Genomic DNA, 19,070 nt, shown 5'->3' with positions numbered 1-19,070 from the left:
TCCGGCAGCCGCACCCGGCTGATCCGGCCGAATCCGGGGCGGCCTCCCGCAGTGAGCTCATAGCCGCAGACCCGGGCCTCCAGCCGGGTCGGCGCGCCCTGCCAGTCACCGTCGGTGACCAACACGGTGCATCCCTTGCTGCGGGCCCGCGCCACCACCGCCCGCGCCCGGGTCTGCGGCTATGAGCTCACTGCGGGAGGCCGCCCCGGATTCGGCCGGATCAGCCGGGTGCGGCTGCAGGTCAGCGGGGTGTGTGCGGGACATCGGGTGACCGCCCGAGCGCGAGCTGGGTGAATTCTCAAGTGGCTTCCCGGGTGCTGGCCATCTGGTGCATGGACTGGCCCGCGGTCGCGGCGGCCGCGGCCGCGGGTCTGCCCGCGACGGCCCCGGTGGCGGTCACGTTGGCCAACCGGGTGATCGCCTGCTCGGCGGCCGCCCGTGCGGCGGGAGTGCGGCGGGGGCTGCGGCGCCGGGAGGCGGCGGCCCGCTGCCCACAGTTGCACGTCGGCACCGCCGATGCGGACCGCGACGCCCGCTTCTTCGAGTCGGTCATTGCGGCGGTGGACGACCTGGTGCCGCGCGCCGAGGTGCTGCGGCCCGGGCTCTTGGTGTTGCCGGTGCGCGGGGCGGCCCGCTATTTCGGCTCCGAGGCCGACGCCGCCGAGCGGCTGATCGACGCGGTGGCTGTGAGTTCAATTGCCGGCACCGAGTGCCAGGTCGGAATCGCTGACCAGTTGTCCACCGCGGTATTCGCCGCGCGGGCGGGCCGGATCGTCCCGGCGGGCGGTGACGCGAAGTTCCTGTCGGTGCTGTCGATCCGCCAACTCGCCACCGAACCCAGCCTGTGTGGTCCGGAGCGGGAGGAGCTGACGGACCTGTTGTGGCGGATGGGAATTCGCACCATCGGGCAGTTCGCCGCGTTGTCGGCCACCGACGTGGCGTCCCGGTTCGGCGCCGACGGGGTGGCCGCGCACCGGTTGGCCCGCGGTGAACCCGAGCGGGGGCCGTCCGGGCGGGAGCCGCCGGAGGAGCTGGAGGCCGTGCTGGACTGCGACCCGCCGATCGACCGGGTCGACGCCGCGGCCTTCGCCGGGCGCTCGCTGGCCGCCGCGCTGCACCGGGCGCTGATGGGTGCCGGGGTGGGCTGTACCCGGCTGGCCATTCATGCCGTCACCGCCAACGGCGAAGAGCTACAACGGGTGTGGCGGTGCGCCGAGCCGTTGACCGAGGACGCCACCGCCGACCGGGTGCGCTGGCAACTGGACGGCTGGTTGAGCAGCCGGACCGCGCGCAACCCCCGCCCGACGGCCGCGGTGACGTTGTTGCGGCTGCAGGCCGTCGAGGTGGTGTCGGCCGGGGCGCTGCAGTTGCCGCTGTGGGGTGGCCTGGGCGAGGAGGACCGGCTGCGGGCCCGCCGGGCCCTGGTGCGGGTGCAGGGCCTGCTCGGCCCGGAGGCGGTGCGGGTGCCGGTGTTGTCCGGCGGACGCGGGCCGGCCGAACGCATCACGTTGACCCCGCTGGGTGACGAACTCCTCCCGCGGGCCGACCCGGGTCTGCCGTGGCCCGGCCGGCTGCCCGAACCGGCACCGGCCGTGTTGCTCGACGACCCGGTGGAAATGCTTGACGCTCAAGGAAACCCGGTGCGGGTGACGAGCCGGGGGCTGTTCTCCGCTGACCCGGCGCGGCTGACCTTGCACGGCCGGGACGAGCGGCTGGACTGGTGGGCCGGGCCGTGGCCGGTCGACGAGCGGTGGTGGGATGACCGGCGTATGGCCGGTCAAGGGGGAAGTAGCACCGCCCGCGCGCAGGTTCTGCTGGAGGGCGAGCGAGCGTTTCTACTGTGCTACCACCAGCGGCGCTGGTACCTCGAGGGCAGCTACGAGTAGCTGTGCTATCCGATGGGCCGCAACGTGTCTGGCGTCAGGTCCTTCAGTGAAGGGTACCCGTCGACGGCCATGATCAGGTCCGCCTCGGCGAGCAGGGAGCGCAGCACGTGCACGATGCCGTCGACCCCACCGAGCGCCACGCCGTAGCAGTAGGGGCGCCCGATCCCCACCGCGGTCGCCCCCATCGCCAGGGCCTTGATGATGTCGGCCCCGCTGCGGACGCCCGAGTCGAACAGCACCGGCAACCCGTCGGCGGCCTCCAGCACTGCAGGCAGGCAGTCCAATGCGGGCAGCCCGCCATTGGCCTGTCGTCCGCCGTGATTGGAACAATAAATGCCGTCCACACCAATGTCTTTGGCCCGCCGGACGTCGTCGGGGTGACAGATGCCCTTGACCATCAGCGGCAGCTCGGTTTCCGACCGCAGCCATTCCAGGTCCTCCCACCGGAACGGACCACCGAAGATCGGCAACTTGCGCACCGCGGCCTCGGTGGCGTCCTCGCCCGGCTGCAGGTTCGCGCGGAACACGGGATCGGAGGTGTAGTTGCTCAGGCACCCGCTGGGCACCTGGGGGTAGTTCCCGGCGCTCAGGTCGCGCGGCCGCCAGCCGGTGACCCAGGTGTCGAGCGTGACCGCCATGCACTTGAAACCGGCCGCCTCGGCGCGGTGCACCAGGCTGGCGGCCATCTCGCGGTCGGGCGGCGTATACAGCTGGAAGAAGCCGGGGGTGTCGCCGAGTTCGGCGGCGACATCCTCCATCGGGTCGGACGTGAGCGTCCCCACGAAGAACGGCACGCCCGTACGGGCCGACGCCCGCGCCGCGGCCAGGTCGCCATGGCCGTCCTGGGCGCACACGCCGAGTACGCCGATGGGCGCCATGAAGATCGGAGACGGCAATGTCATGCCGAACAGCTCGACGGACATGTCGCGCTCTTCGGGGGCGATGCCCATGCGGGGAAATAAGCCCCACCGCTTGAAGGCCTCGCAGTTGGCGCGCTGGGTGTGCTCGTCGCCGGCGCCGCCGGCCACATACCCCAGCACCTTTGGCGGCATCGCCGCGGTCGCCTTGGCCTCCAGGTCGGCGAATTTGATGGGGTAGGGTGGCTGCCGGCCGGCCTGCCCCTGCTCATAGAGCTCATTTTGGTACTCGGCGAAAGCCATGGCGGGTTCCCTCCTAATCGCTTGCGGTGGAACGGATCTTCCGCGTCAACAGGGCACCGGCCGCCGCGGCCGCGCCCAACGCCGCGGCCGGAACGGCTGTTCGGGTAACGCGGGTCCGCGGGCCGGGCTGCGGCCGGCCCGGGGGAGAGACAGAGCGAATGTCGGCCGATGCGTTTGCCATCGCCATGATTTGTCCCAGGTGCTGCGCGTGTGCCGTACCCGAGTCGCTGATCTGCGTCTGGCAGGAGAAGCCGTTGGCCACCACCAGGGCATCCGGGTTCTTCCGGATTGTCGGCAGCAACGCCTGTTCACCGCAGTCGAGCGAGATCTGGTACTTGCCCTGCTCGAATCCCCAGGAGCCGGCCAGCCCGCAGCATCCGCCGGAGACCGGTTGGACGTCTATACCCATTTCCTGCAGCACCTGCCGGTCGGCGTCGATGCCGCCGGTGGCCCGCTGGTGGCAGTGACCCCACAAGAGAGCACGCGCGCCGGACACCTTGGGCGGTTCGATGTTGAACGTCGTGAAAAACTCGGCGAAATGATAGCTGTTGCGCGTCAACCGGTTCGCATCGTCGTCGTGCGGCAACAGCTTCTTGAGCTCGTCCTTGAGGACGGCAATGCAGCTCGGTTCCATCCCGATAACTGGTGTCCCGGAACGTATTTCGCCGCGCAGTCGGTTCAGCACGTGGCGCAGGTAGCGCTCGGCGACGTCGAGAAAGCCGTAGTCATAAAGTGGGCGACCGCAACAGATGTACCCCATCGGCATGACGACCTGCCAGCCGGCCGCTTCGATCGACTCGACGCAGGCCACGCCGACATCGGTGTGCAAGCGGTTGTTGAACGTGTCGGGGAACAGGATGACCCGCGGGCCGCCGGCATTGACGACAGGACGCTGCGAGAACCACTGTTGCAGCGTCATCGGCGCAAAGGTGGGCAGCGGCCTGCTCCGGTCAATCCCGCCCACGGCCTTGGCGATTCGCGAGAGAACCGGCGTTTGCGTCGCGAAGTTCGCCAGCTCCGGCATCGCGCTCGCCAACCGCGCGGCCTGGTCGATGAACCCGAATGCGTAGGCGTACCGCGGCCGCCAACGGCGCAGCGAGCGGAAGTGGTGATAGAGGAACTCGGCCTTGTAGGTGGGGATGTCGACGTCGACCGGGCAGTCGCTGGTGCAGCCCTTGCAGGCCAGGCACAGATCTAGCGCATCGGCGACCTCGTTGGACTGCCAGCCGTCGGTGATCACCTCGCCGCGCAGCATTTCGAACAGCAGCCGCGCCCGCCCGCGGGTGGAGTGCATCTCCTCCCTGGTGACCTGATAGCTGGGGCACATCGTGAGCTCCGCCTCCGGCACCCGGCACTTGCCGACCCCGACGCAGCGCAGCGCCGCGTGCGCGAAGTCGCCGTGATCCTCCGGGTAGGCGAACTTCACCTTGGGGCGCGCCGGGTTGTAGTCAGTGCCGAGCTTGAGGTTCTCGTCGAAGCGATACGCGTCGATCACCTTGCCCGGGTTCATCTTCCATTCGGGATCCCAGATCAGCTTGAACTTGCGCATCGCTTCCATCAGCCGCGGACCGTACTGCTTGACGAGCAGCTCGGCGCGCTGCTGGCCGTCCCCGTGCTCCCCGGACATCGAACCGCCGTAGGACGCCACCAGGTCACCCGCGGCCTCCATGAAACGGCGGTAGGTGGCCAGGCCGTCGGAGTGGCGCAGGTCGAAACTGATCCGTGAGTGTATGCAGCCCTCCCCGAGATGGCCGTACATGGCGCCGCGCAGGTCGTGCTCGGCATACAACTTCTGCAGGTCGCGCAGATAGTCACCGATCCGCGCCGGCGGCACCGCCGAATCCTCCCAGCCCGGCCAGTGATCGCCGCTGTCGGCCGGAAAAGCCGTCGACCCCAGCCCGGCCTCGCGGATCATCCACAGCTCGTCGCTGTTCCCGCCGTCTTGCGTGCTGCGGGCCAGCACGATGCGATCCTCGTCGTAATCCTTTTTCTTGCGCAGCCAGCCCGTGAATTCCTCGGCACGGTTTAGCGATTCACCGGGTTGGTCCGAGCCGAACTGCACGAATATCCATGCGCCGCTGGATTTGGGTCGCGGCAACGCCGCCCGGCCTGCGGCGTTCGTGCCCCGCAGCTCTTGGTCGTGCACCAGCAGGTGATCGACGGCCTCAAGGCCGATCGGCTTCCAGGCCATGAACTCCGGCACCGCGTCGCCGGCCTCCCCTAGGGAGTCGAACTGCACCACCACCAGGGTGCGGTGCAGCATCGCCGGGGTGAGCATCACGGTGGCAGTCAACGCCACGGCACACGTGCTCTCCGTGCCGACCAGCGCGCGGGCGACGTTGAACCCCTTCTCAGGCAACAGCTCCTCGAGGTTGTACCCGGAAACGCGCCGCGGTAGCTCGTCCACCGATGGGAAGCCTCTGCGGATGTCTTCGGCATATTCGTCGCGCAGATCCCGCAGGGCAGAATAAATTTCACCCTTGCGCCCGCCGGCCGCGATGATGGCGTCGAGATCCTTCTCTTCATTGACGCCGACGGCGAACCGGGCGCCGTCATACGTGACGACCTCCATTGCGTGGGTGTTGTCGGAGGTCCGTGGTCCCGGCCCATACAAATGAGCCTGGATGGAGTGCACCCCACAGGAGTTGTTGCCAAGATTGCCCCCCAGGGTGCACCGTGAATGCGACGACGGGTCGGGACCGAACACCAACCCGTGTTCGCCGGTGGCCTTGTTCAGTTGTTCGTTGATAACACCGGTCTGCACGGTGGCCAGGCGACGTTGCGGATCGATGTCGATGATGTCGGTGAGGTATTTCGAGAAGTCGATCACCACAGCGACATTCACCGTTTCGCCCGACAGGCTCGTCCCTCCGCCGCGGCACAGCACCGGGGCGTGGTACGCGTGACAGGCCCGCATCGTCTGCACGACGTCCTCGAGCGTCTCGGGCACCACCACCCCAATCGGCACCTGCCGGAAGTTCGACGCGTCGTTGGCATACATCGCCAGCGTGGCGGTGTCGAACCGTACCTCCCCGCTGACGTGCCGCCGCAGTTGGTTTTCCAGCCCCGTGACGTTGACCCTGTCCACGCTGGCCATGCCGGCGGCAAAGCGCGTATCCGGGCGGGCGGGGACCGCACGGGTGTGTTCGGCCCTGAGCAGGCTCATTCGTTGTCGCTCCTGCCACCAACGCTTTTGATCGACTCGGTGAATTCGTGCATCTTCTGCTTGGCGCCCTTTTTACCGATGCTGACGCGGTCCGGGTCTTTCATCACCGCCTTGGCGGTCTTCTTCGCCATCATCTTCTTGATGTGCGGCGGGACCGGCGGGATGTCCTTGTCGACGACCACCTCCAGCACCACCGGACCGTTGGCCGCGAGCGCCTGGTCCCACGCCTGTCCGATCTTCGCCGGGTCGTCGCAGCGGATGCCGTTCAGCCCGAGCAGCTTTGCGAACTCGGCGTAGGGAACATCCGGGATGTATTGCGAGCCCGCAAACTTCGGCTCACCGCCCATTGCCCGCTGCTCCCAGGTCACCTGGTTGAGGTCTTCGTTGTTGAATACGCAGAAGATCAGCGGGCCATCGGAGAGTCGATCCTTGTAGCGCTTGACGGTGATCATCTCGGCCAGGCCGTTCATCTGGAACACGCCGTCGCCGACGAGCGCGATCACCGGACGACCGGGATGGGCGAGCTTGGCGCTGATCGCATACGGCGTGCCCGGGCCCATGGTGGCCAGGTTGCCGGCCAGCGAAGCGGCCATGCCGGGACGCATCCTCAGGTGCCGGGCCCACCAGTTGGCGACCGAACCGGCGTCGGTGGTCAGGACTGTGTTGTCGGGCAGCCGCTTCGACAGCTCATGGGCCACCAGCTCAGGGTTCAGCGGGTCGGCCTTGTCGTGCGCCCGCTTGTCCAGTACCGCCCACCACTCCTGGACCTCCTTCTCGATCTTGTGTCGCCACGTCCGCTCCTCCTTACGCTGCAGCAGCGGAATAAGTTCGTGCAGCGTGCTTTTCGAGTCTCCGACCAGGTTCGCCTCCATCGGGTACCGAGTCCCGATCATCCGGCCGTCGAGGTTGATCTCGACGCCGCGGCACTGCCCCTCTTTGGGCAGCCACTCGGCGTAAGGAAAGGCGGTGCCGACGAAGAACAACGTGTCCGCATCGGCCATCATGGCCTCGCTGGCGGTGGAACCCAACAGTCCGATCGGACCGGTGACGTACGGCAGGTCGTCGGAGAGGACGGCGCGGCCCAACGACGTCTTGGCGACACCGGCGCCCAGGATTTCAGCCGCCTGGATGACCTCGTCGACGGCCTCGGCGGCGCCCTGCCCGACCACCATCGCCACCTTCTTGCCTTCGTTGAGGATCTCGGCCGCGTTCTCCAGCTCGGACTGCGGGGGGATCACCCTCGGCTTGGTCCAGCCCACGCTGGTGTAGACCGCGCCGTGCATGCGGGGCGGCGATGGCACCGCCTCGGCTTCGGCCACGTCCTCGGGCACGATGATGGTGGCGACGGTGCGGTTGTTCAACGCCACCTTGCAGGCGCGGTCGACGAGTTGGCGTGCCTGCACCGGCGCCATGCAGATCTGGACGAAGTCCGACGAGACGTCTTTGTACAGCGATAGCGGGTCGATCTCCTGCTGGAACGCCGCGCCCAAAGACATCCGCTTCTGCTGGCCCACGATGGCGACGACCGGGTGGTGGTCCAGCTTTGCGTCGTAGAGCCCGTTGAGCAGGTGCACCGCACCGCCGCCTGAGGTTGCCAGGCAACAGCCGATCTCGCCGGTGAACTTGGCGTGCCCCGTCGCCATGAACGCGGCCATCTCCTCGTGGCGAGGCTGGATCAATTCCGGGTCGCCGCCCGCTCGGTCGAGCGCACCGAGCATCGACAGGATCCCGTCACCCGGGTATCCGAAAATCCTGTGAATGCCCCACTGGCGCAGGCGGTCGACGATGAAGTCGGCGGTTTTCGGCATAAGCGCTCCCTACGTCTGGCCACTGACCATCGCTGGTGATCTGACAAGTGCCCCTGGCAACGCTTGCCGAAGGACAATATCCGTCGGCTACCCGCGGTGCAGCGGTCTAACCGTTGCCGCGTCGAGTTAGCTGCGCCGGTCCCGGCGGGGCGGATCGCTGGTGCCCGCGGGCCGGTGCGCGGCGGCGAAGAGCGGCGCGTGCCCGAAGGCCCGCGCCAGGTCACCGCGCGGCTCGTGGAGCCGGGTCATGTTTGCGGGTCGCCTAGGCCCGCGCGGCGCGGACGGCCTGGGCCCGCGCCATCAGCCCGCCACCGCCGGGCAGCGCACCCACGACCATGCGGGCCAACCGATCGCGCCCGCGGACGCCGTCCGTCCTGGCCTTGCCCGCCCGCAGGTGCCGCCAGCCCAGGCCCGCCCACGATGCCGCGACGGCGGCGTCGGTCACCCCGCCGCGAGCCCGGCGCCGGTCGACCACGGCCAGGCCGAGCGCGGTGATCGAGTGCACCGTGTCGACCCAGACGCCGGCCGCCAGCACCTCCGGGCCGGGATTGATGCCAGACAGGAGCGCCTGGGTGAGGTGACGCGCGCCCAGGATTCGGGTGACGACGAGCGCCTTGCGATCGACCTCTACCCCGTGGATGTGGTCCAGCACCTCCGACGGTGCGGCCAGCAGCACGGTGCCCCATCCCGCCCGCAGGACTTCGATAAGACGAATCTTCATGCCATCGAGGCTAACCCGCGCGCAAAGGGCCCCACCCGTTCGATGAACCGGTCGAAGAACGCCGCCGCGTCCACGTCGATCCCGATCAGCGCGTTGGGTGCTCGGCGTCCCGACCAATCGGTCACCGTCATGGCGCGGGTGAGTGTCCCGGTCAGCTCGATGTCCACGGTCGCGGCACGGATGGTGACCAGCCCCGGGTCCAGCGCCACGGCGGCGGCCAGCGGGTCGTGCAGATGCGCCTGGTATCCGTGGCCGATCTCGTGGTAGGCCTCCAGGTAGAACCGCATCGCGTCCTCGATCACCCGGATCAACGGGTTGGACGCCGTCGACCGGGTGCCGGGCTCGTCGCCCGCGCTCATCTGGGTGGCCGTCGACCCCGCGGCGTCCGCCAGCCTCGCGAGGTGTTCCGGCGTCATCGCCACCTTGCGCGTCAGGTCCAGGCCGCACAGGATCGGGAGGCGGTCTTGGCCAACGGCTTCGGGGTCCCAGGCGGCCAGCACCTCGGCCGCGGCCTCCGGGTCCACGCTGATGTTCCATTCGGCCACTGCGGTGGTGTTGCCCCGGTGATCGTAGGAACCGCCCATGACGACCAGGCGGCGCAGCAGCGTCGGCAGCGCCGGTTCGGCGCGCAGCGCCAGCGCCAGATTGGTGAGCGGGCCGGTCGCCACGCCGATGAGCTCACCGGGAAAGGCCCGTGCGGCGCGCACCCAGGCGGCCGCCGAGTCGTGGTCGGTGAGGCGGCGATCGGTGGGCGGCAGGTCGGCATAGCCCAATCCCCTGGGGCCGTGGACCTTTGACGGCAGGCGCGTCGGTCCGGTCAGGGTCTCGTCGGAGCCTTTGGAGACCGGGACGGTGACGCCGCACAGCTCGAGCAGGCCGAGGTTGTTCTCGCAAACCTGCTGCACCGCAACGTTTCCGCCGGTGGAGGCGATGCCGACCACGTCCGCGTCCGGGCTGGCGAACAGGTACATCAACGCGAGCGCGTCGTCGACCCCGGTGTCGACGTCGACGAAAACGGGGGTCACCGCGGCCTTCTCATTGCTGATACGCCGGCGATTCTACGGCCAGGCCGAGGCGAAGGTGACCACCAGGACGTCGCGCTGGGCCGGGCCCGAGCCGTCGATCGGCCGGATCGGGGAGACGCCGTGCAGGGTGCGGCGGTCGTCGCCCAGCATCAGCGTGCCGGGCTCGGCCAGCGTCGTCGCCAGCAACTGCCGGCCGTCCAGGTCGCACACCGTGCTCTCGCCCCCGATGGCGTTGCGCCGCCCGACCAGCAGCGAGGTGACCAGCGTGACGCCGTCGCGGTGCATACCCTCGGGCGTCGGATACGCTCCCTCGTCCGTCGACGACCGGGTGCGGAACGGGTGCACCTTGACGTTCCAGTCCGCCACGTCGTCGAGCGCCGCGGCTACCCGGGCCAGCAGGCCGATCACCTTGTGCAGCAAGGGGTCCCGGGCGAAAGCGTCGGTCAGTGGCTCGAACTCGCGGTCCTTGCCGATGTAGAGGGGGTTGGATTCCTCCGGCTGCACGAACGTGCTCGTGGGCATCGGGCGCAGCAGCCCGTCACGAAACGAGTACTGGCCGTACCGGCGCAGCCGCTGCACGCCCAGCTCAGCCGCGTAGGGGTCGGGGGCCAGATGCCGCCAGTGCCGGGCGAACCGGGTCCACTCTTCGCGGCCCGCGCCCAGGCTTCGGGTCACGTCGAACGAGGACAGCACCGCGGCGCCCGTCGTGGCGACCTGCCGGGCCGCGGCGGCCACCGGGTCGGCGTCCGCCCGCTTCTCGGAAAGAGTCCGGGTCATCGCGCCGGAATACCGCAATAGGGTGCGCCTGAAACGCGCTGACCTACCAATGCAACCCGGGGACCAGGCGCACCAAGCGTTTGACCGGTCGCGGCGTCCGGATGCCGCGGGTGACGCCGCGCGCTGGGCGCCTCGGTTTGCGCGGGGGAGCCGCCGCCGGTTCGATGGTCAAGCCGCGGGCGGCCGCCGAGTCGGGGTAACCCAGGTAGAGCTGGTGCAGGATGCGCCGCGAGGTCCGCGGCGCGAAGTAGTTGCCGACTTCGGCCAGCGTGCCCAGTGGAGTGTCGATGCGGGCCGGTTTCTCCACCAGGCCGCGCACCACCATGGCGGCCGCGCGCTCCGGGCTGATCGCCGGCACCGGATTCAGCCGGTGCGAGGGCGCGATCATCGGCGTGCGAACCAGTGGCATATGGATATTGGTGAAGGTGATGTGGTCGGACAGCGTCTCCGAGCCGACCACGTCGGCGAACGCGTCGAGCGCCGCCTTGGTGGGCAGGTACGAGCTGTACTTGGGGTTGCGCGCCTGCACGCCGGCGCTGGAGACGTTGACCACGTGACCGAAGCGGCGCTCGCGCCAGTGCGGCAGCAGCGCCAGCACCATCCGCACCGCGCCGAAGTAGTTGACCGCCATCACGCGCTCGTAGTCGTGTAGCCGGTCGGTGGAGTTGACCACCGAGCGGCGGATCGACCGGCCCGCGTTGTTCACCAGGTAGTCGACGTGGTCGAAGCGCCCGAGGATGTCCTTGACGGTGTGCTCGACCGAGGTGGAATCAGTGACGTCGCAGGTGAAGGCGTGGGCGTCACCGCCGCTCGCGCGGATCTCGGCGACCAGTTGATCCAGGGCGTCGGCGTTGCGGGCCAGGGCGAACACCGTCGCCCCGCGCTCCGCGACCGCGATCGCCGCCGCCCGGCCGATGCCGCTGGACGCGCCGGTGATGATGACGTGCCGGCCGCGCAGCGGTCCCTTCGGATCGTCCCGGCGGGCCCGGTCCGGGTCGAGGTGCTCGGCCCAGTACCGCCACAGCTGGGGCGCGTAGCTGGAGAACTCGGGCACGTCGATGCCCGTGCCGCGCAACGCTTTCCGGGTCTGGTCGCTGATAAAAGTGGGCTTTAGGTCGACGAGGTCGAAAACCTCGGCCGGGATTCCCAACTGAGTGGCCGCCATGTTGCGCAGCACCCGGGCCCGCCCGCGCACCCTGAGCACCGGGGCGGCCACCGAGCCGGGCAGCGACCCGCGCGCCGGCGGGAGCCCGGCCGCCTTGCCGACGCCGCGGTAGATGCCGCGCAGCCCAACGGTTTTCGGGGCCGTGAGGTGGAACGTGCGGCCGTCACAACCCTCGGAGTGCATGAGCGCGACGAGCGCGTCGACCACGAAGTCGACCGGCACGATGTTGGTGCGGCCGGTGTCGGGCAGCAGGATGGGTGTGAACTTGGGTAGTCGAGCCAGCGCCGACAATATTCCGAAGAAGTAGTACGGCCCGTCGATCTTGTCCATCTCGCCGGTGCGCGAGTCGCCCACCACCACGGCCGGCCGGTAGATGCGATAGCGCAGTCCGGGCGCCGACCGCACCAGCAGCTCGGCTTCGAACTTCGTCTGGTGGTACGGCGTCGGCAGCTGCTGGCCGACGTCGAAGTCGTCCTCGGTGTACTCGCCGGGGAAGTCGCCGGCCACCGCGATCGACGACACGTGGTGGAGCGTCGCGCCCAGCCGCTGCGCCAGCTCGATGACGGCGCGGGTGCCTTCGACGTTGGTGGCCCGCTGCTCGGCTTCGCCCGCGGTGATGTCGTAGACGGCCGCGCAGTGCACGACGTGATCGATCCGGCCGAGCTCGGCGATGGTCTCGTCGGTTAGCTCCAGCTCCGGCAGGCCTGCGACCAGTGGTTTCGCCCGCTCACCCCACTCGGCGGCGAGCCGTTCGAAGCGACCCAGCGACTGCCGCCGGACCAGCACCCACACCTGCGCATCGGGCCGCGTTTCCAGCAGGCGGTCGACGACGCGGCGCCCAATAAACCCGGTACCGCCGGTAACGACATAACGCATGCAGTCATCGTGGCGGCTGGTGACCGCCCACGTCAACCGACAGTGGCGATCGCAAGCGCGGTGTGAGCCGGGCGCGGCGGGTCGCCACCATCAACGCGTCAGTTGTGGAAGTCGCGGATGCCGTCCCAATCCACCAGGGTCCAGCCGGTCATCGGGTTGCCGGTGATCACCACGCGGCCGATGTTGGGCAGCGGGTGGCTGGTCAGCAACGTGTCCTTGGCGTTCTTGGTGTTCATCAGCGTCCAGTACTCGATGGCGAATTTGTGCGAGAACACCACCGGATTGTGCTGGCCGCTGTTGTAGACCTTCTGGACGGCGGCGGTGAATCGCTCGTTGAACTCCCTGCCGCTCACCGACCCGGGGATGGTGTTCTGCATGTCGCCCCTGAGCCAGTCCGCCGGCGCCAACAGGTACGTCGAGGCCGCCATGGAAACCGGCTTGCCCTCGAACCAGCCGGCGTTGATCTCCTGGATGCCCTGCAGCACCTCGACCTGCTTGCCCAGCTCAGAGGCCAACGGCGCGGCGGTCTGCTGGGCTCTGGCCATGGTCGAGGCGTAGATGCCGTCGTAGTCCTTGCGGCCCGCTTGGTGGGCGACCTGTTCCGCCTGCCCCTTGCCCTCGGGGCTCAGGCCGGGGCCCGGCACAGAGGTGTCGATGACCCCGCTCACGTTGGCCTCCGACTCTGCGTGCCGGAAGAAGGTCAGCGTGATGTTGCGCGCCTGCGGTGATCCGCCACAGGCGCCGATGATCACGACCGCGGTGAGCGCCGCGACTGCCTTCGAGACATTTCGGATCCAGCTGCGCTTCGGCATGTCGATAGCCTGCCCTGCCGACGGCTTCGGTGGGAAGGGTTTGCGATGGTTAGGTGGAGAAAATACTGGCGAAGGAGACTCAGATGGCGATAGACCCGAGTGCCGTCGGCGCGGTGACCGAACCGAAGCTGTTCGAATGGACCGACCGGGACACCCTGCTGTACGCGCTCGGCGTCGGCGCCGGCCTTGACGACCTGTCGTTCACCACCGAGAACAGCCACGGCATCGACCAGCAGGTGCTGCCCACCTACGCGGTGATCTGCTGCCCGGCATTCGGGGCGGCCGGCAAGGTCGGAACGTTCAACTGGGCCATGCTGTTACACGGCTCCCAGGAAATCCGGCTGCACGCGCCGCTGCCGCCCGCGGGGAAGCTGTCGGTGGTCACCGAGGTCGCCGACATCCAGGACAAGGGCGAGGGCAAGAACGCGATTCTGGTGTTGCGCGGCCGGGGCACCGACCCGGACTCGGAGAAGCTGATCGCCGAGACGCTCACCACCCTGGTGATCCGGGGCGAGGGCGGGTTCGGGGGCGTGCCCGGTCAGCGGCCCGTCGCCCCCGAGATCCCCGACCGCGAGCCCGACGCCCGGGTAGCGCTGCCCACCCGGGAGGACCAGGCGCTGATCTACCGGCTCTCCGGTGACCGCAACCCGCTGCACAGCGACCCCTGGTTCGCCCGCGAGATGGCCGGGTTCCCCAAGCCGATCCTGCACGGGCTGTGCAGCTACGGCGTGGCCGGCCGCGCGCTCGTCGCCGAACTCGGCGGCGGGGTCGCGGCGAACGTCACCTCGATCGCGGCGCGATTCACCTCGCCGGTGTTCCCCGGCGAGACGCTGACGACGTTGATCTGGCGCACCGAGCCGGGCAAGGCGGTGTTCCGCACCGAGGCGTCCGGCGCGGAGGGCGGCGGCACGCGGGTCGTGCTCGACGACGGCGCGGTGGAATACGCGCAGGCCTAACGGGCCAGCTCGCCCGCCAGCCGGGCGGTGAACTCGCCGGCGCGCGCCGGGCTGTCCAGCGCGAACCGCGCCGCGGTGGCGCGGTCGCCGTCGTCGTAGTGCCGCACCAGGATTGGCACCCCACCGTCGTGGACCGCGTCGAACGCGTCCTCGTCGGTGATGTCGTCGCCGAGATAGACCGGCGTCAACGGGCCCGACTCCGCCCCGGCCAGGTGGTCGAGCACCCAGCGCAGCGTTTTGCCCTTGTCCCAGTCCAAGTCTGGCCGCAGCTCGATGACCTCGCGGCCGGTGGTTACCCGAAGCTCGTCGCGCCGGCCGGCCGCGCGCACCGCGGCCGCCACCTCGCCGACACGGTCGCGCCCGGCGTTGCGGTAATGCACCGCGACCCCAAAGCGCTTGTGCTCCACCACCACACCCTGGATCGAGCCCAGCCGCTCGCGCAGCTCGACGGCCGCACGCTGCAGCACCGGTATGGCCGCCGCCGCTGCGTCGTTCTGGTGGTGCGTGCCGTCGGGTGCGGTCAACTCGAAACCGTGGCTGCCGGCATACCAAATGCCTGGCACGCCAACCCGTTTCGTCACGTCGGCCAGATCGCGGCCCGACAGCACCGCGACCGGGCATCGTTCGGCCAACTGCCGCAGCGCCTCGGTGGCGCCGGCGACCGGGATGGCCGCATCCGGGTCGTTGACGATGTCGGACAGCGTGCCGTCGAAGTCGAAGAACACCGCCGGCCGCCGCGCGGCCAGGTCGTCGAGGGCCGTCAGCGCATCGGGCAGCTGTGAGATCCGGCGGTCTCCGGTTCGCACCGTCACCTCGCGGAGGTCGGCGACGACCGCATCGGCGCCGGCGGCCCGCAGCGCGTCGCCATGCCCCCTGTCGACACCGATGACCAACGCGAATCCGCCGGCGCGCGCCGCCTCGACGCCCGCTTCGTCGGCGGTGACGACCACGCAGCGGCCGGGCCGCACCTGCAGCCGGCGCGCCGCTTCCACCGGGTCCGTTGCAAACACGGCGGCGCCGACCCCGATCTCGCGCAGTTGCCCGTCCAGGGTGGGGTCCGGCGCGTCTAACAGCACCGCGTCATGGCGGCGCGGGTCGATGATGACCGACCCCGACTGTGGCATGACCCAACCTTCTCACGGTTTTCGGCCCGGCCGGGAGTGGGTCAGTGCCGTGCTTGCCCCGGCGCGCGACCGGGGAACGCGCCGATCGATCGCTTGCGGCGACGATCGCCGAGGGCGCATTGGGAAAAGCGCCGTCATCGGCGTCGTCGCACAGCCTGGCCGGGCGGTTTGACAACGGTTGTCCGGGGCCGGAGGTGATTCGAACAAACATTCGATAGACTGCGGATTGTGGGCTGGTTTAACGGTCCGCCGAGCTGGGCGGAGATGGAGCGGGTGCTCGACGGCAAGCCGCGCCACGCCGGCGTGCCGGAGGTACCCGGGGAGGACGCCCCCCTGTCGCCCAAGCGCGGAACGTACCGGCCGCCGGACGACACCCGGGCGGCCCGCTCCTCGATCCCGTATGCAGAGTTGCACGCGCATTCGGCGTTCAGCTTCCTCGACGGGGCCAGCACGCCGGAGGAACTGGTCGAGGAGGCCGCCCGGCTGGGGTTGCGCGCGCTGGCGCTGACCGACCACGACGGCCTGTACGGGGCGGTGCGGTTCGCCGAAGCGGCCGCCGAACTCGAGCTGCGCACCGTGTACGGCGCCGAGCTGTCCTTGGGGCCCGGGGCTCGCACCGAGACGCCTGACCCGCCCGGCCCGCACCTGCTGGTGCTGGCCCGCGGCCCGGAAGGCTACCGGCGACTGTCCCGGCAGCTGGCCGCGGCGCACCTGGCCGGCGGGGAGAAGGGCAAGCCGCGCTACGACTTCGACGCGCTGACCGAGGCCGCCGGCGGGCACTGGCACATCCTGACCGGGTGCCGCAAAGGCCATGTGCGCCAAGCTCTGTCGCAAGGACCGGACGCGGCGGAGCGGGCGCTGGCCGACCTGGTCGACCGGTTCGGTGCGGACCGGGTCAGCATCGAGTTGACCCACCACGGCCACCCGCTCGACGACGAACGCAACGCGGCGCTCGCCGCGCTGGCGCCGCGCTTCGGCGTCGGCGTCGTCGCCACCACCGGGGCGCATTTCGCGGGGCCGTCACGGCGCCGGCTTGCCATGGCGATGGGCGCGATCCGGGCGCGGCAGTCCCTGGACGCCGCCGCCGGATGGCTGGCCCCGCTGGGCGGCTCGCATCTGCGGTCCGGCGAGGAGATGGCCCGGCTGTTCGGGCATATGCCTTTTGGGGGGCCCGAAGCGGTGACCGCCGCGGCCGAGCTCGGCGAACAGTGCGCGTTCGGGCTGGCGTTGATCGCGCCGCAGCTGCCGCCGTTCGACGTGCCCGCCGGGCACACCGAGGACAGCTGGCTGCGGCACCTGACCATGACCGGGGCGCGCGACCGCTACGGGCCGGCCGATGCCGCCCCGCGCGCCTACTCCCAGATCGAGCACGAACTGAAAGTCATTGCACAGCTGACCTTTCCGGGCTACTTCCTGGTGGTGCACGACATCGCACGGTTCTGCCGGGAGAACAACATCCTGTGCCAGGGCAGGGGATCGGCGGCCAATTCCGCGGTCTGTTACGCCCTGGGTGTCACCGCGGTGGACCCGGTGGCCAACGAGCTGTTGTTCGAGCGGTTCCTGTCGCCCGCCCGCGACGGGCCGCCCGACATCGACATGGACATCGAGTCCGACCAGCGCGAGAAGGTCATCCAATACGTCTACGACAAATACGGCCGCGACTACGCCGCCCAGGTCGCCAACGTCATCACCTACCGGGGCCGGATCGCGGTGCGCGACATGGCCCGAGCCCTGGGCTTCTCGCAGGGGCAGCAGGACGCGTGGAGCAAGCAGATCAGCCACTGGAACGGGCTGGCGGACTCGCCCGACATAGAGGGCATCCCCGAACCGGTGGTCGACCTGGCGAACCAGATCCGGAACCTGCCGCGGCACATGGGCATTCATTCCGGCGGCATGGTGATCTGCGACCGCCCGATCGCCGACGTGTGCCCGGTGGAGTGGGCGCGCATGGAGAACCGCAGCGTCCTGCAGTGGGACAAAGACGACTGCGCCGCAATCGGTCTGGTGAAGTTCGACCTGCTCGGGCTGGGCATGCTCTCGGCGCTGCACTACGCCATCGACCTGGTGGCCGAGCACAAGGGGATCGAGGTGGACCTGGCCAAACTCGACCTCTCCGAGCCGGCGGTGTACGAGATGCTGGCCCGTGCGGATTCCGTCGGCGTGTTTCAGGTGGAGTCACGGGCGCAGATGGCCACCCTGCCGCGGCTGCGGCCGCGGATCTTCTACGACCTGGTGGTGGAGGTCGCGCTGATCCGCCCCGGGCCCATCCAGGGCGGGTCGGTGCACCCCTACATCCGGCGGCGCAACGGCCTCGACCCGGTCACCTACGACCACCCTTCCATGGTGCCTGCGCTGCGAAAGACGCTGGGGGTACCGCTTTTTCAGGAACAACTGATGCAGCTGGCGGTCGACTGTGCCGGCTTTTCCGCCGCCGAGGCCGACCAGTTGCGGCGCGCGATGGGTTCCAAGCGCTCGACCGAACGCATGCGACGGCTGCGCGGCCGGTTCTACGACGGCATGCGCGCGCTGCACGGCGCCCCCGACGAGGTGATCGACCGGACCTACGAAAAGCTGGAGGCCTTCGCCAATTTCGGCTTTCCGGAAAGCCACGCGCTGTCCTTCGCGTCACTGGTGTTCTACTCGTCGTGGTTCAAGCTGCACCACCCGGCGGCGTTCTGCGCGGCGCTGCTGCGCGCACAGCCGATGGGTTTCTATTCGCCGCAGTCGCTGGTGGCCGACGCGCGCCGGCACGGCGTGACCGTGCACGGTCCGGACGTCAACGCCAGCCTGGCGCACGCCACGCTCGAGAACGCCGGAACCGAGGTCCGGCTCGGCCTGGGCGCCGTCCGCCACATCGGCGACGACCTCGCCGAGCGGCTGGTCGAGGAGCGAAAACTCAACGGCGCGTTCGCTTCTCTGCTGGACCTGACCACCCGGCTGCAGCTCTCCGTGCCGCAGACCGAGGCGCTGGCGACGGCCGGGGCTTTTGGCTGCTTCGGCATGTCGCGGCGCGAGGCGCTGTGGGCGGCCGGGGCGGCCGCCACCCAGCGTCCGGACCGCTTGCCCGGGGTGGGCTCGTCGTCGCATGTCCCGGCGTTGCCCGGGATGAGCGAGCTGGAACTGGCCGCCGCCGACGTGTGGGCCACCGGCGTCTCCCCGGACAGCTACCCGACGCAGTTCCTGCGGACGGACCTGGACGCGATGGGCGTGGTGCCCGCCGAGAAGCTGCTCGACGTGCCCGACGGCGACCGGGTGCTGATCGCCGGCGCGGTGACCCACCGGCAGCGACCCGGCACGGCCCAGGGGGTGACGTTCCTCAACCTCGAGGACGAGACCGGGATGGTCAACGTGCTGTGCACGCCGGCGGTGTGGGCGCGGCACCGCAAGCTGGCCAACGCTGCGCCGGCGATGCTGGTGCGCGGCCAGGTCCAAAACGCCAGCGGCGCAGTCACCGTCGTCGCCGAGCGGTTGGGCCGCATCACCCTGGCGGTGGGTTCGAAGTCACGCGACTTCCGGTGAGCCACCGAATGTGTACTCACGGCGAGAATTCCGCCAGATATTCGCCGTGAGTGCACGTTCGGCGCGAAGAGCTAC

The 19,070-nt window shown here is 69.6% G+C and carries 13 protein-coding genes and 2 pseudogenes; 4 read left to right on the top strand and 11 right to left on the bottom strand.

The genetic code is table 11. The features are described from left to right. Nucleotides 1-176, bottom strand: a pseudogene (locus A5678_RS27910) (hypothetical protein); the annotation flags it as partial. On the opposite strand from A5678_RS27910, the pseudogene A5678_RS26505 reads away from it, so the two are divergent. Then, nucleotides 166-294: pseudogene (locus A5678_RS26505) on the top strand (hypothetical protein); the annotation flags it as partial. The pseudogenes A5678_RS27910 and A5678_RS26505 overlap by 11 nt on opposite strands. A 38-nt stretch (nucleotides 295-332) precedes the next feature. After that, nucleotides 333-1,886: a DNA polymerase Y family protein gene (locus tag A5678_RS12735; RefSeq protein WP_068042805.1), complete on the top strand. Its 1,554-nt coding sequence runs from the start codon at nucleotides 333-335 to the stop codon at nucleotides 1,884-1,886. Nucleotides 1,887-1,891: 5 nt separating this feature from the next. Here A5678_RS12735 and A5678_RS12730 read toward each other — a convergent pair whose 3' ends face one another. The 9 genes from A5678_RS12730 to A5678_RS12695 form a co-directional block, all read right to left on the bottom strand. After that, the gene (locus tag A5678_RS12730) at nucleotides 1,892-3,046 is read right to left on the bottom strand and encodes an alpha-hydroxy-acid oxidizing protein (RefSeq protein ID WP_068042790.1); all 1,155 of its coding nucleotides are present in this window, start codon (nucleotides 3,044-3,046) and stop codon (nucleotides 1,892-1,894) included. A gap of 13 nt (nucleotides 3,047-3,059) precedes the next feature. Beyond that, nucleotides 3,060-6,212 carry an FAD-binding and (Fe-S)-binding domain-containing protein gene (locus A5678_RS12725; RefSeq protein WP_068042788.1) on the bottom strand — a complete coding sequence of 1,051 codons (3,153 nt, stop codon included), beginning with the start codon at nucleotides 6,210-6,212 and terminating at the stop codon, nucleotides 3,060-3,062. Then, nucleotides 6,209-8,020 carry a thiamine pyrophosphate-requiring protein gene (locus A5678_RS12720; protein WP_068042787.1) on the bottom strand — a complete coding sequence of 604 codons (1,812 nt, stop codon included), beginning with the start codon at nucleotides 8,018-8,020 and terminating at the stop codon, nucleotides 6,209-6,211. The genes A5678_RS12725 and A5678_RS12720 overlap by 4 nt, the downstream gene beginning before the upstream one ends. Nucleotides 8,021-8,146: 126 nt before the next feature. Beyond that, the gene (locus A5678_RS28185; RefSeq protein WP_255396915.1) at nucleotides 8,147-8,269 is read right to left on the bottom strand and encodes a hypothetical protein; all 123 of its coding nucleotides are present in this window, start codon (nucleotides 8,267-8,269) and stop codon (nucleotides 8,147-8,149) included. Nucleotides 8,270-8,282: 13 nt separating this feature from the next. Then, complete coding sequence (locus A5678_RS12715; RefSeq protein ID WP_068042785.1) at nucleotides 8,283-8,741, bottom strand: hypothetical protein; 459 nt, start codon at nucleotides 8,739-8,741, stop codon at nucleotides 8,283-8,285. Further along, nucleotides 8,738-9,766 (bottom strand): nucleoside hydrolase, encoded by a 1,029-nt coding sequence (locus A5678_RS12710; protein ID WP_082945541.1) that lies wholly within the window; start codon nucleotides 9,764-9,766, stop codon nucleotides 8,738-8,740. Before A5678_RS12710 ends, A5678_RS12715 begins: the two co-directional genes overlap by 4 nt. A gap of 33 nt (nucleotides 9,767-9,799) precedes the next feature. Further along, on the bottom strand, nucleotides 9,800-10,543 hold the full coding sequence (locus A5678_RS12705; RefSeq protein ID WP_068042801.1) for a 2OG-Fe dioxygenase family protein: 744 nt from the start codon (nucleotides 10,541-10,543) through the stop codon (nucleotides 9,800-9,802). Nucleotides 10,544-10,586: 43 nt separating this feature from the next. Then, entirely contained in the window at nucleotides 10,587-12,584 is a 1,998-nt protein-coding gene (locus tag A5678_RS12700; protein ID WP_068042799.1) for an SDR family oxidoreductase, read from the bottom strand. Between the two features lie 98 nt (nucleotides 12,585-12,682). After that, nucleotides 12,683-13,396 (bottom strand): histidine phosphatase family protein, encoded by a 714-nt coding sequence (locus tag A5678_RS12695; RefSeq protein ID WP_068042783.1) that lies wholly within the window; start codon nucleotides 13,394-13,396, stop codon nucleotides 12,683-12,685. 83 nt (nucleotides 13,397-13,479) lie between these two features. Here A5678_RS12695 and A5678_RS12690 point away from each other — a divergent pair, with 83 nt between their 5' ends. Beyond that, a complete protein-coding gene (locus A5678_RS12690; protein WP_068042797.1) occupies nucleotides 13,480-14,352 on the top strand; it encodes a MaoC family dehydratase in 873 nt (290 codons plus the stop codon). Here A5678_RS12690 and otsB read toward each other — a convergent pair. Next, entirely contained in the window at nucleotides 14,349-15,476 is a 1,128-nt protein-coding gene (otsB, locus tag A5678_RS12685; protein WP_068042781.1) for a trehalose-phosphatase, read from the bottom strand. The genes A5678_RS12690 and otsB overlap by 4 nt on opposite strands. Nucleotides 15,477-15,704: 228 nt before the next feature. Between otsB and A5678_RS12680 the strand changes: the two genes are divergently transcribed. Then, on the top strand, nucleotides 15,705-18,995 hold the full coding sequence (locus A5678_RS12680; RefSeq protein ID WP_068042780.1) for an error-prone DNA polymerase: 3,291 nt from the start codon (nucleotides 15,705-15,707) through the stop codon (nucleotides 18,993-18,995). The last annotated feature ends 75 nt before the right edge of the window (nucleotides 18,996-19,070 follow it).

The sequence above is a fragment of the Mycobacterium sp. E2733 genome, assembly GCF_001667585.1.
Taxonomy (GTDB): domain Bacteria; phylum Actinomycetota; class Actinomycetes; order Mycobacteriales; family Mycobacteriaceae; genus Mycobacterium.
This window is presented reverse-complemented; position numbering and strand designations above follow the sequence as displayed.

Coding starts and splice junctions, on each gene's coding strand:
- A5678_RS12735 (WP_068042805.1), top strand. CDS start 333: ATGGACTGGCCCGCGGTCGCGGCGGCCGCGGCCGCGGGTCTGCCCGCG.
- A5678_RS12730 (WP_068042790.1), bottom strand. CDS start 3,046: ATGGCTTTCGCCGAGTACCAAAATGAGCTCTATGAGCAGGGGCAGGCC.
- A5678_RS12725 (WP_068042788.1), bottom strand. CDS start 6,212: ATGAGCCTGCTCAGGGCCGAACACACCCGTGCGGTCCCCGCCCGCCCG.
- A5678_RS12720 (WP_068042787.1), bottom strand. CDS start 8,020: ATGCCGAAAACCGCCGACTTCATCGTCGACCGCCTGCGCCAGTGGGGC.
- A5678_RS28185 (WP_255396915.1), bottom strand. CDS start 8,269: ATGACCCGGCTCCACGAGCCGCGCGGTGACCTGGCGCGGGCCTTCGGG.
- A5678_RS12715 (WP_068042785.1), bottom strand. CDS start 8,741: ATGAAGATTCGTCTTATCGAAGTCCTGCGGGCGGGATGGGGCACCGTG.
- A5678_RS12705 (WP_068042801.1), bottom strand. CDS start 10,543: ATGACCCGGACTCTTTCCGAGAAGCGGGCGGACGCCGACCCGGTGGCC.
- A5678_RS12700 (WP_068042799.1), bottom strand. CDS start 12,584: ATGCGTTATGTCGTTACCGGCGGTACCGGGTTTATTGGGCGCCGCGTC.
- A5678_RS12695 (WP_068042783.1), bottom strand. CDS start 13,396: ATGCCGAAGCGCAGCTGGATCCGAAATGTCTCGAAGGCAGTCGCGGCG.
- A5678_RS12690 (WP_068042797.1), top strand. CDS start 13,480: ATGGCGATAGACCCGAGTGCCGTCGGCGCGGTGACCGAACCGAAGCTG.
- otsB (WP_068042781.1), bottom strand. CDS start 15,476: ATGCCACAGTCGGGGTCGGTCATCATCGACCCGCGCCGCCATGACGCG.